Here is a 14,637-nt window from a genome sequence, read left to right on the forward strand (position 1 = left end):
ACTTGATAACACGATACTTTTTCAATTCATTCACAGTGAGTAATATCCTTTTCATAAGTATTAGTTTAACATTTGGGACATTTTATGTTTCGACCTACTTAGGACATTATCACTTTCGAATGATAAAGCGAATTAGTATTAAATATAACCCTTGAAAAATTGCTCAAAAAAGGGTAAAATAAAGTAAATTACTTGTACGTGAAAGATGTAACAATTCGTACAAAACACCTTCAAAATTAGCAGATTCATGATTTTGTGAATTTTTTGAATTTTGATATTTAATTAAGGAGAAAATATGGCACACATTAAATTTGATTACAAAACGGCTTTGCCTTTTGTTGCACAACATGAGTTTGACTATATGCAACCCGCTGTAACTGCTTTTGACAAAGCATTGCGTGAAGGCACTGGTCAAGGTTCTGATTTTACAGGTTGGATTGACTTGCCAAAAGATTACGATAAGGCAGAGTTTGACCGTATTCTCAAGTCAGCTGAAAAAATCAAATCTGATAGCGATGTGCTTATTGTGATTGGTATTGGTGGCTCATATCTGGGTGCGCGTGCAGCGATTGATTTCCTTAACAGTTCATTTGTCAATCTTGATACGAAAGAAAAACGTCAAGCGCCACAAATTTTGTATGCAGGTAACTCAATTTCTTCTACTTATTTGGCACAATTAGTTGATTATGTTGCAGATAAAGACTTTTCTGTCAATGTTATTTCAAAATCAGGTACAACGACTGAACCTGCTATCGCCTTCCGCATTTTTAAGGAAATGCTTATTAAAAAATATGGTAAAGATGAAGCAAACGGTCGTATTTATGCGACAACGGATAAAAAAGTCGGCGCTGTCAAAGTACAAGCAGATGAAGAAGGATGGGAAACTTTTGTTGTGCCTGATGCTGTCGGCGGTCGTTTTACTGTTTTGACACCCGTTGGTCTCTTGCCAATTGCAGCTAGTGGTGCTGACATCCAAGCGCTTATGAATGGTGCGGCCGCAGCGCGTGAAGCCTATGCAACAGCTGATTTGAAAGAAAACGAGGCTTATCAATACGCGGTTTTGCGTAACATTCTTTATCGTAAAGGTAAAAGTATTGAAATTCTTGCCAATTATGAACCGTCATTGCAATATTTCAGCGAATGGTGGAAACAGTTGGCAGGCGAATCTGAGGGGAAAGATTACAAGGGAATTTATCCAACATCAGCTAATTTCTCAACAGATTTGCACTCAATTGGTCAATCTATCCAAGAGGGGAGCCGAAACATTTTTGAAACGGTTATCAAGGTTGAAGCGCCTAAACTTAACATCAATATTCCGGCAGAAGCTGAAGATTTGGATGGTCTAGGCTACCTTGAAGGCAAGGACGTTGATTTTGTCAATACCAAGGCTTTTCAAGGTGTTCTCCTTGCGCATACTGACGGTGGTGTGCCAAACTCAGTTGTGACGATTCCACGTCAAGACGAGTTTACGCTCGGCTACCTTATCTATTTCTTTGAGATTGCGATTGGTCTTTCAGGTTATCTCAATGGTGTCAATCCATTTGACCAACCAGGTGTTGAGGCTTACAAGAAAAATATGTTCGCTTTGCTCGGTAAACCAGGCTTTGAAGATCTCGGAGCTGAGTTGAATGCACGTTTGTAACATGTAGGCAACTAAACGTGGCTTAGCCGTTGGTTAAAATTGACGAAAAATAACTTAAAACAAATATAATAAGTCGTTTGAGTTCATTCTCAGGCGATTTTTTATTATAATAGTATCAAAGAAGAAATGGAGAAGTTAAAATGATTATTACAAGACACAATGACATTTTTGATGACATCACACCGCTGACAGCAGGGCAAGCACCTGATTTTACATTGCTTGATCAAAATAAAACAGAGGTCACTTTGTCAAAATTACCTGACCCAATTATTATCAGTGTTTTTCCTGATATTAATACGCGTGTGTGTTCTTTGCAAACGCGTCGTTTCAATGCTGAGGCTGCTCAAAACAAAGCGATTTCTTTCTTATCAATCTCAAATAACACGCATGAGGAGCAAGCCAATTGGTGTGCAGCTGAGGGTGTTGACATGACTGTTCTTTCGGATAATGATAACGTTTTTGGTAAGGCTTACGGTCTTGTCATGACACAGGCTAATCTTCTTGCGCGTAGCGTTTATGTGGTCAAAAATGGTCAGATTGTTTACTCAGAAATCTTGACTGAGATGACTGATGAACCCAATTATGAAGAGGCTTTAAAAGTTGCGACTGACAATTAAGAAAAAACGTGTCGATTTTATCATAAAGTCGACGCGTTTTTATTTTTGAAATATTTATTTGCTAACAAGAATTTTTGTTATTTGTCTTGCTTGGCAATACCAATTTGTGTGTCTGCGCCAAATGCTAGTGACGGCAAAATTTTCCTCATGCTCGAAATAGTTGTAGGTCACAGCGAATGTTTTTTTTGAAATGCGCTCAGGCTTGTAATTTGCAATTGCTAGGTGTTGATGGTGTTCTGATAATTTCTGTGTTCTGCTAATTTCAACACCGTCGGCACGAATTTCTGTGAAATTTTTGGCAAGTAAGTGGCTGTTTGTGTTGTTTAGTACTTGTTCTTCTAGCCCTAAAATATGGAGTGCTAAACTCGCATCACGTTCTTCGTCAGGTAAAATGGCTGGTTCAACATGCACATCAACATCAAAGACTTCGCAATCATTTTTTAAAGTGTTTTCAATCACTTCCGTTGCTGCGTGACTCTCGAAAACGGAGAGGTCTGGCGACATTTCTATAACGACGTCAAGGAAAGTGTTGCTACCATAGGAGCGCCCGCGGATGAACTTGACGGCAACTACCTTATCAATCTGTGCGATAATGGCGGAATACTCGGCGATTTTTTCCTCATCAAAACCGTCAGACAGGCTGAAAACAGACTCAGCGAAGATGTCGTAGGCGGTTTTGAAGATAAAAATGGTAATGATAATTGCCATGAGGCGGTCGATAATCGTCAGATTAAAACTGGCTGCGAAGATGGCAATTGAGGTTGCAATTGAGGTCACAGCATCAGATAGATTGTCTTTTGCGGCGCTCATAAGGGCGGAACTTTTCGCTTTGGTCGCGAGATTTCGATTGTAAAAATAAATTAAAATCATGATACTGGCAGAAAAAATGCCGACAGCCGAGCCGATTAGATCAACCTCGGTTTGCTTATTTTCGATAATAGCGGTCACGGTGTCTTTAAGAACGAAAAAGCCGACAACGAACATGATAAAGCTAGTAACGAGAGAGGCAACGGACTCAACTTTCCAATGACCGTAAGTATGGTCGTCGTCAGCAGGGCGACGGGCGATTTTTAGCCCAATTAAAACGGCGATATTGCCCATAATATCGGTAACATTATTGAAACCGTCAGCACGTAAACTCTCAGAATGGGTCATTGTGGCAACTATGATTTTGATGAGGGACAAGATGACGTATGCCCAAATACTCAGCAACGCCCCACGTTCCGCTAATTTCAGGTCTTGATAACGTGAATTTTTCATCTTTCTATTATATACTTTATCGCGTGTAAAAGCAAAATTTACTTTGGGAGGCGCTGATTATTAAAGACGGTGTTGTGATTAAAGAAGGTAACCACAACGACCTGCTCCAAGTACCGAATGGCTTTTATGCTGAGCTTTATCACAATCAGTTTGTTTTTGAATAAAGATACTCGTTTAAGGACAGTTCCAAAGACTCATTTATTTTTTATAACAAATGAGTTTAAATGATCGAAATAGGATGATAAAAACAGTTTTCTTAATCTCAAAACTCATAGTGTCAAATACAATTTTTTATGGTAAAATAGATAAGCATGAATTTGACATTTAAGAATTGGATTTTATAATAAGTATGAGAAAAATAGTAATCAATGGTGGTAGGCGAATTTCGGGTGAAGTCACGATTTCTGGTGCTAAAAACTCAGTTGTGGCGCTGATTCCTGCGACGATTTTAGCGGATGATGTCGTGACTTTGGAAGGTGTGCCAGATATTTCTGATGTGGTGAGTTTACTTGAGATTTTGGAACTCATGGGTGCAAAAGTTAGTCGTGAGATAGCAAAAGGTAAGGTTATGATTGACCCACGTGGTGTTGTCTCTAAACCTTTGCCTTATGGCAAGATAAATTCCTTGCGTGCTTCTTATTATTTCAACGGGTCTTTGCTCGGCAAATTTGGTGAAGCAACGGTTGGTTTGCCAGGTGGTTGTGATCTTGGACCACGTCCGATTGATCTTCACATCAAAGCTTTTGAGGCGCTTGGTGCGCGTATGATTTTCAAGGAAAATGCCATGCACTTGACGACGGACAACGACTCACTCCATGGGACAACGATTTACATGGATATGGTGTCTGTCGGGGCGACGATTAACACCATGCTAGCTGCGGTCAAGGCTGAGGGTCGGACGATTATTGAAAATGCCGCACGCGAGCCAGAGATTATTGATGTGGCGACCTTGCTCAATAACATGGGTGCTAAAGTTCGTGGTGCTGGGACGGATGTCATCCGCATTGACGGTGTGAAAAAACTTGGTGGTGCGCGCCATACGGTCATTCCAGATCGGATTGAGGCGGGGACGTATCTCAGCCTTGCTGCCGCATTTGGCGACGGCGTCGTCGTTAATAACGTCATTTACGAGCATTTGGAGTCTTTTATTGCCAAACTTGAGGAAATGGGTGTTCGGATGATTATTCGTGATGACTCTATCGAAGTTCTGAAATCAGATAACTTACGTGCCGTGACCATTAAAACCGTCCCTTATCCAGGTTTTGCGACTGATTTGCAACAGCCGATTACACCTCTACTTCTCATGACAAATGGTCGTGGCAAGGTTATTGACACCATTTACGAAAAACGGGTCAATCATGCCGCTGAATTGTCACGTATGGGTGCCAATATCTTGGCGGGTAATGGTGAAATTAACTATCATGCGCCAAATGATTTGCATGGTGCAGAAGTTATGGCAACTGATTTGAGAGCCGGTGCGGCGCTTGTTAATGCGGGTATCATTGCAAATGGTGAAACCAAGATTTCAAATGTCGAGTTCATTTTGCGTGGCTATGACAATATTATCGAGAAAATGACAGCACTTGGTGTTGATATTAAATTAGTTGATGAAAAGTGATTTTTAGGGCTGTCAAGCGAAATTGAAAATGTCCCCAAAAAAGTCTAAACATGAGCTACGTTTTTCTAAAGCAAAATTTGCTTTTAGATTCCATTTTTGATATGATTGAGTTATGATTTATGCTGAATTTTCAGCTTGATATTCCAGAAGCGTCTTACCGATTCTTCTGAGATACTTTTCGAAAGATGCAAGTTTCCACGGGTGTGACTGTTGGGGAATATACTTGCGTTTTTCTTTTTTGCCTTCTTTGGGTTGATCAAATTCTTCTGAGTAAATTTCATGTGTTAGTAACATTCTTGAGCTATAAATTTTGTCCTCGATATTGATATAAATATTACCGTCAAAGGCTTCTATAACAAGTGCCTTAGATTTTTTAGTAAAGTACATTTCCTTGTCTCCTTTAATTGGTAAGTAGAAGTGATTGTTATAACGGATGTGGTGGCCACTGTCAACGACACGTTTCGCCACGCGAGCTAGCAGTAAATTAATCGTAGAATCTGAAGGGGCCTGTTCAAAAACGGTCTCTTTTGTTTTATTGCCAAACTTTTGGTTGAACTGTCTGACCCATTTGTTTAGAAAGTCATTAGCGTCTTCAATTGTTGTAATTCCAGCTCTTTGTAGGTCAATCGGTAATCTTGACTGTAAAGTCCCATTTAAACGTTCTACTCGTCCTTTAGCTTGAGGTATGGACGAGGTTTTGACCTCAATCCCTAACTGATGACAAGCAAAGCCAAACTGTGTTAAAGTATCGTCTTCCATTTTTTTCCTCGCTTTTGCATGATACTCGAAAACCGTTCTCTTATCAGTCAAGAAAGTGACAGGGATGCCATGTTTAGTTAAGATTTGATGTAAGACATGATAATATCCTTTGAGTGTCTCTTGTGTATCAAAATAAGCGCCTACGATGTTTCCAGAGGCATCATCAATTGCGACATGTAGATGTGTGATTTGTCCACCAAACCATTGATAAGAGCTAGCGTCCATTTGTATTAATTCCCCACTGTATTTCTTTCTCGGCCTGCTTGGATGTGCTTTTTCGACTACTTCTAATCTTTCTTCTGCTTTGTGAAGTAGTGCAGTTTCTTGTGTCTGACTTTCTTTTTTCTTTCGTAGCGCCTTGATTCTTCTTCTCGTTTTCCTTTGGGACTTTGGAGAGAGTAAGCCATCGCTATATATGATTGCCCGTATGGTTGTGTCAGAGTAATGAATGTCCTCAATTTCTGCTAGTATTTCAGTGAAATGTTTGATGTTTGGGGTTAGGTCTTGATAGGCTTTATAGTGTTTGATAATTTTTTCCTTGATTTCAAAGGAGATGGCGTGGGCAGGTCTCATGCCTCTATTGCCGTGTACAAAGGCTTGTTTCCCTTTTTCTTGATAAGCTTTTAGGAGGCGATTGACCTGTCTAAGAGACAGACCAAGCTCGACACTAGCACGTTGTTTCTTTTTCTTACCATCGTGTACTAACTTGATAACACGATACTTTTTCAATTCATTCACAGTGAGTAATATCCTTTTCATAAGTATTAGTTTAACATTTGGGACATTTTATGTTTCGACCTACTTAGGACATTATCACTTTCGAATGATATAAGTTGATGAAAAGTGATTTTTAGGGCTTGAAAATACTCGAAAACTTTGATAAAATAGACAAGTATTGATTACTTTGGACTGGCAAACAATCCAAGGCAGAAAGGAAATATCGAACATGAAAGCAGACATCCATCCTAAATATGGACCAGTAGTATTCTTGGATACGTCAACAGGTTTTAAATTTTTGAGTGGCTCTACAAAAGGCTCAAAAGAAACTGTTGAGTGGGAAGATGGCAACACTTACCCATTAATCCGTGTGGAAACATCATCAGATTCACACCCATTTTACACTGGTAAAGCTAAGTTCACACAAGCCGATGGCCGTGTGGATCGTTTCAACAAGAAATACGGCTTGTAAGCTATATTTCTTTGCGACGAGCGAGAAAGTAAAAAATATGGTTTATAAAAGTGTGTATAGTTGCACTTTTATAAACCATATTTTTCCTTATCAAAAACTTATTTCAAAATAACGCAAAGCTAAAAAAATTTGATATAATAGTGATAACGATTGAACTATACTCGTTTAGCTATAAAAAGATTGCGAAACTTTTGAGCTATTTTTGGTCAATTCTAGCCAACGGCTAAGCGGTAAAACTGCTAAGCTACTAAAGTAGCTACTTCAAAGCCATAGGCGTACAGGCGTACGGTGAGACTTGTCAACGACGAAGTGACAAAAAATAGCCAAAAGTGTTAGCTTTTTACAGCTAAACGAGTGTAAAACTAAGCAATTTCTTTTTTGACAAAGTTATCAGTGCTATTGGTGTACGCATTCAAGCACAAAAACAAGAAGAGGTTTGGTCAATCATTGAATCGTATCCCTATGCGTTTGCGACTCTTTTCTCAAAATGACAATCAATAGGAATACTTAAAAATGCCGATTAAAATTTTCAATCCGACTAGACTTACCAAGCGCCCATTTTTTCAGAAATTGATTGACTTTTTGGCTGTTCATGATGATGTTAATTTACGGCAAATTAAGGCTGAATTTTCAGATGAGAAAAATTTGGAGCGTCAAATAGAAGAATTTGTACAGGCTAATTTGGTGACACGTCTTGACAAACGTTATCGAAATAATTTTCCTATTTTTTCTGATAAAGATTTTAATTTATCAGATATAGTTACTACCGATAAACCTGCGATTTTGCAATACAATCTTCCTTTTTTTGTTGATTCGGCTAGTCAGCTTGTGACAAAGCTAGAAAATTCGCAGATTCAGCAAGTTTTAACTAATTCGACAAATGGTATTGCGCTACATTTTTCATCTAATTTTAAGCAGACAACGGATACTTTGGCAAATTATTTCAGTCATGTGGCTAATAATCAGCCTTTGTCAACTTTAGAAGCCGAGATTTTCCAACTTATCGGTGATGTTAATCCTGATTATGCGCTCAAATATGTGACGACCTTTCTCTTGAAATTTGCCAAAAAGGAGCTGGTTAAAAATAAAAAGCCAGATATTTTTATCAAAACCTTAGTACTTTATGGCTATCTTGAACAGGTTGATGAGGTCATGTTTCGGTCATGCTTGCGTTTTGATAATCCTAACTTTGAGACGATTAGTTTTGAGCAACCACACGAATTTATTGCCGCCCAACTCAGACAAAATGAGATAATTGCAAATTTTATGAAAATTTAAGAAAGAAGTGAGTATATGTCACAAAGAAATCAAACTTTATATCAAAAGGTTTATAATAGCTTGAAAACGGACTTGATTAACAGTAAGTACAAAGCAGGCAGTTTATTTCCAACAGAAAATGACCTTATGGCGACTTTCGATGTCAGTAAAATCACAGTGCGTAAGGCTGTTGATTTGCTTGTTGAGGCGGGGTATCTCTACAAACAAAGTGGTATGGGAACAAAAGTTATCAGCAATCAACCGATAAATGTTTTCAATAAAGCCAAAACATTTACAAAAATTTTGACGGATACGGGTGTTGTGGTCAAAAGTTCAGTTGTTTATGTTGGAAAATCAAAAGATATAGCTATAAATGAGAAATTTATGGCGACAAATGATATTTATGAAATTCATCGTGTATATGAGTTGGATGATGTGGCAAGTATCTTTGTTAAGCATTATTTTCCCTTAGAAAATCCTGAAATTTTGCCTGAAAAAGGCGATGCCCATTTTTCTTTTTATTCGTTTTTAGTTCAGCAAGGTCTGATTATTTTTGAAATTGAAGATGCTTTTATTGCGCGCAAAACGCCTGATTGGTTGCTTGAAGCTATGCCGAATATTTCGGATATTGCGCTTGAACGGGTTCGGACTGCCTATAATGTGCAAGGAAATGTCGTCGAATATACGATTTCGAGTTATGATTCTTTGAAAACACCATATGTGATTGATTATCAAGTTTAATATGAATATAAAAAACAATAGTCTATTTCAATTTGTCTATTGTTTTTTTATTGACTTTTAAACATTATAATGTTATGATGTATTCAGGAAGTGATTTCTGAAATTCATTCCAAATAGTTATTTTCGTTAAAATTAGCAATAGATTAAAAATTATTGAGGATAAAAATGTTTAGAAGACTAGGTGTGTCGATTTACCCGAACAACAGTATTTTTGAGGAAGATTTGGCTTATTTGACTTTTGCGAAAAGTCAAGGTTTTGAACGTGTTTTTATGTCAATGTTGGAAGTGACGGAGGGCAAGTCTGCTGTTTCGGATAAGTTTTCAAAGATTATCTCAACTGCTAAAAAACTTGATTATGAAGTGATTTTGGATATTGCGCCCAATATTTTTGATGAACTTGGCATGTCATATGATGATTTGCGTTTTTTCGCTGACTTGGGTGCAGATGGTTTGCGCTTGGATATTGGTTTTGATGGCAATAAAGAGGCAATGTTGTCTTTCAATCCGTATGGTTTAATTATTGAGCTTAACATGTCAAATGACGTGGCATATTTGGACAATATTTTGACCTATGAGGCAAATAAACCGTTTATTTATGGCTGTCACAATTTTTATCCGCAAGAAGGGAGTGCTTTACCATTAGTATTTTTCGAGTCATGTTCAGAACGTTTTAGAAAATATGGTATTAGAACCGCAGCTTTCATTTCCAGTCAAGTGGCGACAAATGGGCCTTGGAATATCAATGATGGGTTACCAACACTTGAAATGCACCGTCATTTACCGATTGAAGTGCAAGCTAAGCATCTATTTGCAACGGGTTTGATTGATGATGTGATTATTGGAAATGCCTATGCTAGTGAAGATGAATTGATTGCCTTGGGGCAGCTTAATCGTTATCAACTTGAGTTTTCGGTTGATTTTCTGCCAAATGTTAATCCTATTGAGCGAGATATTGTGTGCCATAATCAGCATTTTCGACGTGGAGATATAACTGAACAAATGATTCGTTCAACACAGGTTCGCAAGGTCTATAAAGCTGACAATCCGTGTCATGATAATCAAATGATTTTTGAGTGTGGGGATATTGTTATCGGCAATGATTATTTTGGTAAATATAAAAATGAGTTGCAGATTGTTTTAGAAGCTCATGCGGATAAGCGAAAAAATAAGGTTGGACAGATTCGTAAAAACGAGTTATTTCTCCTAGATTATATTCGTCCGTGGACAAAGTTCCGTTTTATTGAGTAAATTTTTGATATTATAAAAACTAATGTTATGATGAATGGTAGATGTTTTAAAAAAGGAGGGTTAAACAGAAAATAATGATGTATGATTTAATCATAAAAAATGCACGAACATTAGAAAATCAACCGATTGAAGTTGCTATTTTTGATGGTAAAATTGCTGAAATTGCGCCTGAAATTACAGCTGAAAGTTCTGAAATTTTGGATGCTAAGCAAGATTTCATCTCGGCTGGTTGGATTGATGCGCACGTACATTGTTTTGAAAAAATGTCGCTTTATTATGATTATCCAGATGAAGTTGGTGTTAAAAATGGTGTTACAACTATTGTTGATGCGGGTTCAACTGGTGAAAATAACATCCGCGATTTTTATGAGCTATCGAAAAATGCCAAGACAAATGTTTACGCACTTTTGAACATTTCTAAAGACGGCATCGTTTTTCAAGATGAACTGGCTGATTTGACTAAAGTAAATGAAGCAAAAAATTTAGCGCGCATACAGGAGTTAAGCGACTTTATCATTGGTATCAAAGCGCGCATGAGTCAGAGTGTTATCGGAAAAAATGGTGTTAAACCGCTGATTTTGGCGAAAAAACTGCAAAAAAAAGCTGATTTGCCGCTCATGGTGCATATTGGTACAGCGCCTGTTGTGCTTGAGGAGTTGATGACTTATCTGACTGCGGGCGATATTGTCACGCATTGTTTTAATGGTAAGGATAACGGTATTCTTGATAAGGACGGTAAAATCAAGGAATTTGCCAAGAAAGCGTATCAAGATGGCGTGCATTTTGATATTGGTCATGGGACAGATAGTTTTAATTTCCAAGTTGCCATGCAGGCGAAGGCTGAACACATCTTAGCAGATTCGATTTCGACTGATACTTATTTGAGAAATCGCCTTGATGGTCCTGTTTACAATTTGGCAACAACCATGGAAAAACTGATTTATTCGGGTTATTCGCTAGAACAAGTTATTTCTCGTGTGACTGTTGCGCCTGCTAAAGCCTTACGACTTGTGACGAAAGGACAATTAGCGATTGGATTTGATGCGGACTTGACACTTTTTCAAGTCAACACGCATGCCAATAAACATTTGACTGATTCTAACCACGCAATCGTTGAAACGAGTGTGCAAATAACACCTACTACTGCGATAATTTCTGGTAAAATATATCATATACAAAATAAAGGAAGTTAATCAATGCAAATTCATGAAAAATTCAATCTCAAAAAAGTCATCAATGCCTCAGGTAAAATGACGATTTTGGGTGTGTCAAAAATCAGTGATAAGGTTGCAGCAGCGCAAAAAGAGGCGGGGCAAACTTTTTTTGAAATGACAGATTTGACAGTCAAAACAGGTCAATATATTGCAAAATTATTAGGTGTCGAAAATGCGACTGTTGTTGCGAGTGCAAGTAGTGGTATTGCTTTAGCAACGGCTGGGGTGATTGGTCAAGGTGATATGTATCATGCTTATCATCATCTGACTGACCGCATTGTCAAACGTGAGATTATCATTCCCAAAGGGCATAATGTCAACTACGGCACGGGTGTTGAAGTTATGGTCACGCTCGGTGGTGGGCAACTTGTCGAGGCAGGTTGGGCGAATGAGTGCACAGCTGAACAAGTTGAAATCGAGATTACTGATAAGACGGCGGCGCTACTTTATATCAAGAGCCACCATACTGTTCAAAAAAGTATGCTAACCATTAGGCAAATGTCAGCAATCGCTAAAAAATATGCGCTACCTTTGATTGTTGATGCCGCTGCTGAAGAAGACCTTGAAACATATTATGCGCAAGGTGCTGATTTGGTTATTTATTCGGGTGCTAAAGCAATTGAGGCGCCATCAAGTGCTGTTGTGATTGGTCGCAACCCATATATTCCATGGATTCAGCTCCAAAATAAAGGCATTGGTCGTGCCATGAAAATCGGTAAGGACAATATTATCGGTTTTGTGACGGCTTTGGAAGCCTATTTGGCAAATGGGAGTGAGTCTGGCGCGCATATGATTGCTCGTCTGACACCGTTTATTGCTGAAATCAATGGCATTTCTGGTTTATCAGCTAAGCAAGTTCAAGATGCTGCTGGGCGTGATATTTATCGGGCAAGTGTCAAGGTTGATACTGATAAAAAAACTGCTAGCCAAGTCATTGATGAGTTAAAACAAGGTGATTTGGCGGTTTATACACGTGAGTATCAAGCCAATAATGGTATTATTGAGTTTGATGTTCGTGCTGTTGACCATGCAGAAATGACGGCGATTGTGGCAAAATTACAAGCGATTATGGAGTCGTAAGATGAGAATTTTAGCATTTGGCGAAGTGATGCTCAGGCTCAGCCCGCAACATTACAAGATGATTGACCAAACCGATACGCTTGACATGAGTTATAGTGGCACAGGCTTGAATATTCTGTCTGGTTTGGCGCGAAATGGCGTGCAAACACAGTTGCTTTCGGTGTTACCCGATAATCCTGTTGGTCGTGCAGCTGCGGCAACAATTCGTCGACTCGGTGTGAGAGACGATAACTTGATTTTTGACGGTCATCATATTGGCACTTATTTTCTTGAAATGGGCTATGGTAATCGCCCAAGTCAAGTGACCTATCTCAATCGCAGTGAAAGTGCCTTTTGTCAAACGGAAATTTCTGAAAGTCAGATGAAATCAGCACTTCTTGCTAGTGATTTGGTACATATTTGTGGGATTTCCTTGTGTACATCAAAGACTGCGCGTGACAATGCGATGAGACTTGCCAAATTAACGACAGAATTATCAATTCCCTTGTGTTTTGATTTCAATTATCGTATGAGTTTGGTCAAACCAGACGAGCGTGACAGTTTGATTGAGGATTACAAGACGATTTTGAAAGAGGCGACGATTGTCATTGGCGGCAAGAAGGATCTGACTTTGTTGTTAGAAATGCCTTATGATGCAGAAAATGAGCCGATTGAAACACTGTATCAACGGTTTGTGGCGGCTTATGATTTGGCTTATTTCTGTGGGACGGAAAAATCAACTGATCATCAAGCAAAATTTGTTCGTGGTTTCCTTGTTGATAAATCTCAGGTAGTCTTTTCAAGCCATAGAGCAGTTACAACTTATGATCGAATCGGTACGGGAGATGCCTTTGCTAGTGGGATTATTCAAGGATTAATTGAGCAATGGTCGTTAAAAGAAATAGTCGAATTTGCAACGACTAGCACGCAACTAGCCCATACAACCTACGGCGATAGCCCCATTTTGACCAAAAAATTTATCCAAGAAAAAATGAACGACGATGACCTTGAAGTCATCAGATAGAAAGAGAAAATCATGAAAAAAACACCTAATTACCTAGAAAATCGGCTTTGTTTGAATGTGCTTGCGAATTCTGTTGATAATGCCAAGGCTTGCTATGAGGCAGCGAAAGGGCATGTTGTGCTTGGCGTGCTGTCCAAAAACTATGACACGGACGCGGGCGCAATCGAAGATATGAAACGTTATATTGAGGCGACTGATAATGCTTTATCAGTCGGTCTCGGTGCGGGAGACCCCAATCAATCGGCTATGGTGTCGCGTTTGGCGCAAATTTTGCAACCACAACATGTCAATCAAGTTTTCACTGGCGTTGGTACAAGTCGGGCGCTTTTGGGGCAAGATGAAACGGTTATCAACGGTTTAGTTTCGCCAACTGGCACGGTCGGTATGGTCAATTTGGCGACAGGTCCTTTGTCATCACAAGCGCCAGCAGGTATTGTCCCAATCGAAACAGCGATTGCTTTGTTGAAAGATATGGGTGGTAGCTCAATCAAATTTTTCAATATGAAAGGTCTTGCACATATCGAAGAATACAAAGCTGTTGCTAAAGCTTGCGCTGACAATGATTTTTACTTGGAACCAACGGGAGGAATTGACCTTGAAAACTTCCAAGAAATCGTGCAAATTGCAGTCGATGCGGGCGTTAAAAAAATTATCCCGCACGTTTATTCATCAATTATTGACAAAACGACAGGCGATACGAAAGTTGAGGATGTTAAAACGCTTTATGCCATGATGAAAGAGACTTTGAAATAGACTATTAGAGAAGAAGATAGAGTTGTAATCTATCTTTTTTTGTTTGGTTCAAAAAACGTAATGTATAATACATTAGTACTGTCAAGCGAAATTGAAAATGTCCCAAAAAAAGTCGAAACATGAGTTACATTTTGCTAAAGCAAAATTTGCTTTTAGATTCCATTTTTGATATGATTGAGTTATGATTTAGGCTGAATTTTCAGCTTGATATTCCAGAAGCGTCTTACCGATTCTTCTGAGATATTTTTCGAAAGAT

At 38.7% G+C, this 14,637-nt stretch carries 13 protein-coding genes; 11 read left to right on the forward strand and 2 right to left on the reverse strand.

The genetic code is table 11. From position 1 onward, the window contains the following. Positions 1-295 precede the first annotated feature (295 nt). Together Hs30E_RS08700 and Hs30E_RS08705 are read left to right on the forward strand one after the other, a co-directional pair. A complete protein-coding gene (locus Hs30E_RS08700; protein ID WP_172209569.1) occupies positions 296-1,642 on the forward strand; it encodes a glucose-6-phosphate isomerase in 1,347 nt (448 codons plus the stop codon). A gap of 140 nt (positions 1,643-1,782) precedes the next feature. After that, positions 1,783-2,259: a thiol peroxidase gene (locus Hs30E_RS08705; protein WP_172209570.1), complete on the forward strand. Its 477-nt coding sequence runs from the start codon at positions 1,783-1,785 to the stop codon at positions 2,257-2,259. A 54-nt stretch (positions 2,260-2,313) separates the two neighbouring features. Here Hs30E_RS08705 and Hs30E_RS08710 read toward each other — a convergent pair whose 3' ends face one another. After that, the gene (locus Hs30E_RS08710; RefSeq protein ID WP_172209571.1) at positions 2,314-3,519 is read right to left on the reverse strand and encodes a cation diffusion facilitator family transporter; all 1,206 of its coding nucleotides are present in this window, start codon (positions 3,517-3,519) and stop codon (positions 2,314-2,316) included. 349 nt (positions 3,520-3,868) lie between these two features. Here Hs30E_RS08710 and murA point away from each other — a divergent pair, with 349 nt between their 5' ends. Further along, positions 3,869-5,137, forward strand: a complete 1,269-nt coding sequence (murA, locus tag Hs30E_RS08715) for a UDP-N-acetylglucosamine 1-carboxyvinyltransferase (protein ID WP_172209572.1) — start codon at positions 3,869-3,871, stop codon at positions 5,135-5,137. A gap of 117 nt (positions 5,138-5,254) precedes the next feature. On the opposite strand, the gene Hs30E_RS08720 is transcribed toward murA, so the two are convergent. Then, positions 5,255-6,634 (reverse strand): ISNCY family transposase, encoded by a 1,380-nt coding sequence (locus Hs30E_RS08720; protein WP_172209581.1) that lies wholly within the window; start codon positions 6,632-6,634, stop codon positions 5,255-5,257. 208 nt (positions 6,635-6,842) lie between these two features. On the opposite strand from Hs30E_RS08720, the gene Hs30E_RS08725 reads away from it, so the two are divergent. The 8 genes from Hs30E_RS08725 to dagF all read left to right on the forward strand — a co-directional run bounded on the left by Hs30E_RS08725 (position 6,843) and on the right by dagF (position 14,381). Next, positions 6,843-7,085: a type B 50S ribosomal protein L31 gene (locus tag Hs30E_RS08725; protein WP_172209573.1), complete on the forward strand. Its 243-nt coding sequence runs from the start codon at positions 6,843-6,845 to the stop codon at positions 7,083-7,085. Between the two features lie 513 nt (positions 7,086-7,598). After that, complete coding sequence (locus tag Hs30E_RS08730; RefSeq protein WP_172209574.1) at positions 7,599-8,363, forward strand: DUF1803 domain-containing protein; 765 nt, start codon at positions 7,599-7,601, stop codon at positions 8,361-8,363. A 15-nt stretch (positions 8,364-8,378) separates the two neighbouring features. Continuing rightward, a complete protein-coding gene (locus Hs30E_RS08735) occupies positions 8,379-9,083 on the forward strand; it encodes a GntR family transcriptional regulator (RefSeq protein ID WP_172209575.1) in 705 nt (234 codons plus the stop codon). Between the two features lie 165 nt (positions 9,084-9,248). Then, entirely contained in the window at positions 9,249-10,331 is a 1,083-nt protein-coding gene (locus Hs30E_RS08740) for a DUF871 domain-containing protein (RefSeq protein WP_172209576.1), read from the forward strand. A gap of 77 nt (positions 10,332-10,408) precedes the next feature. After that, on the forward strand, positions 10,409-11,524 hold the full coding sequence (locus tag Hs30E_RS08745) for an amidohydrolase/deacetylase family metallohydrolase (RefSeq protein ID WP_172209577.1): 1,116 nt from the start codon (positions 10,409-10,411) through the stop codon (positions 11,522-11,524). A gap of 3 nt (positions 11,525-11,527) precedes the next feature. Continuing rightward, positions 11,528-12,625 carry a DgaE family pyridoxal phosphate-dependent ammonia lyase gene (locus Hs30E_RS08750; protein ID WP_172209578.1) on the forward strand — a complete coding sequence of 366 codons (1,098 nt, stop codon included), beginning with the start codon at positions 11,528-11,530 and terminating at the stop codon, positions 12,623-12,625. A gap of 1 nt (position 12,626) precedes the next feature. After that, entirely contained in the window at positions 12,627-13,628 is a 1,002-nt protein-coding gene (locus tag Hs30E_RS08755) for a sugar kinase (protein WP_172209579.1), read from the forward strand. Positions 13,629-13,640: 12 nt separating this feature from the next. Further along, complete coding sequence (gene dagF / locus Hs30E_RS08760; protein WP_172209580.1) at positions 13,641-14,381, forward strand: 2-dehydro-3-deoxy-phosphogluconate aldolase; 741 nt, start codon at positions 13,641-13,643, stop codon at positions 14,379-14,381. The last annotated feature ends 256 nt before the right edge of the window (positions 14,382-14,637 follow it).

The sequence above is a fragment of the Pseudolactococcus hodotermopsidis genome (genome assembly GCF_011170085.1).
In the GTDB taxonomy this organism is placed as follows: domain Bacteria; phylum Bacillota; class Bacilli; order Lactobacillales; family Streptococcaceae; genus Pseudolactococcus; species Pseudolactococcus hodotermopsidis.

Coding starts and splice junctions, on each gene's coding strand:
- Hs30E_RS08700 (WP_172209569.1), top strand. CDS start 296: ATGGCACACATTAAATTTGATTACAAAACGGCTTTGCCTTTTGTTGCA.
- Hs30E_RS08705 (WP_172209570.1), top strand. CDS start 1,783: ATGATTATTACAAGACACAATGACATTTTTGATGACATCACACCGCTG.
- Hs30E_RS08710 (WP_172209571.1), bottom strand. CDS start 3,519: ATGAAAAATTCACGTTATCAAGACCTGAAATTAGCGGAACGTGGGGCG.
- murA (WP_172209572.1), top strand. CDS start 3,869: ATGAGAAAAATAGTAATCAATGGTGGTAGGCGAATTTCGGGTGAAGTC.
- Hs30E_RS08725 (WP_172209573.1), top strand. CDS start 6,843: ATGAAAGCAGACATCCATCCTAAATATGGACCAGTAGTATTCTTGGAT.
- Hs30E_RS08730 (WP_172209574.1), top strand. CDS start 7,599: ATGCCGATTAAAATTTTCAATCCGACTAGACTTACCAAGCGCCCATTT.
- Hs30E_RS08735 (WP_172209575.1), top strand. CDS start 8,379: ATGTCACAAAGAAATCAAACTTTATATCAAAAGGTTTATAATAGCTTG.
- Hs30E_RS08740 (WP_172209576.1), top strand. CDS start 9,249: ATGTTTAGAAGACTAGGTGTGTCGATTTACCCGAACAACAGTATTTTT.
- Hs30E_RS08745 (WP_172209577.1), top strand. CDS start 10,409: ATGTATGATTTAATCATAAAAAATGCACGAACATTAGAAAATCAACCG.
- Hs30E_RS08750 (WP_172209578.1), top strand. CDS start 11,528: ATGCAAATTCATGAAAAATTCAATCTCAAAAAAGTCATCAATGCCTCA.
- Hs30E_RS08755 (WP_172209579.1), top strand. CDS start 12,627: ATGAGAATTTTAGCATTTGGCGAAGTGATGCTCAGGCTCAGCCCGCAA.
- dagF (WP_172209580.1), top strand. CDS start 13,641: ATGAAAAAAACACCTAATTACCTAGAAAATCGGCTTTGTTTGAATGTG.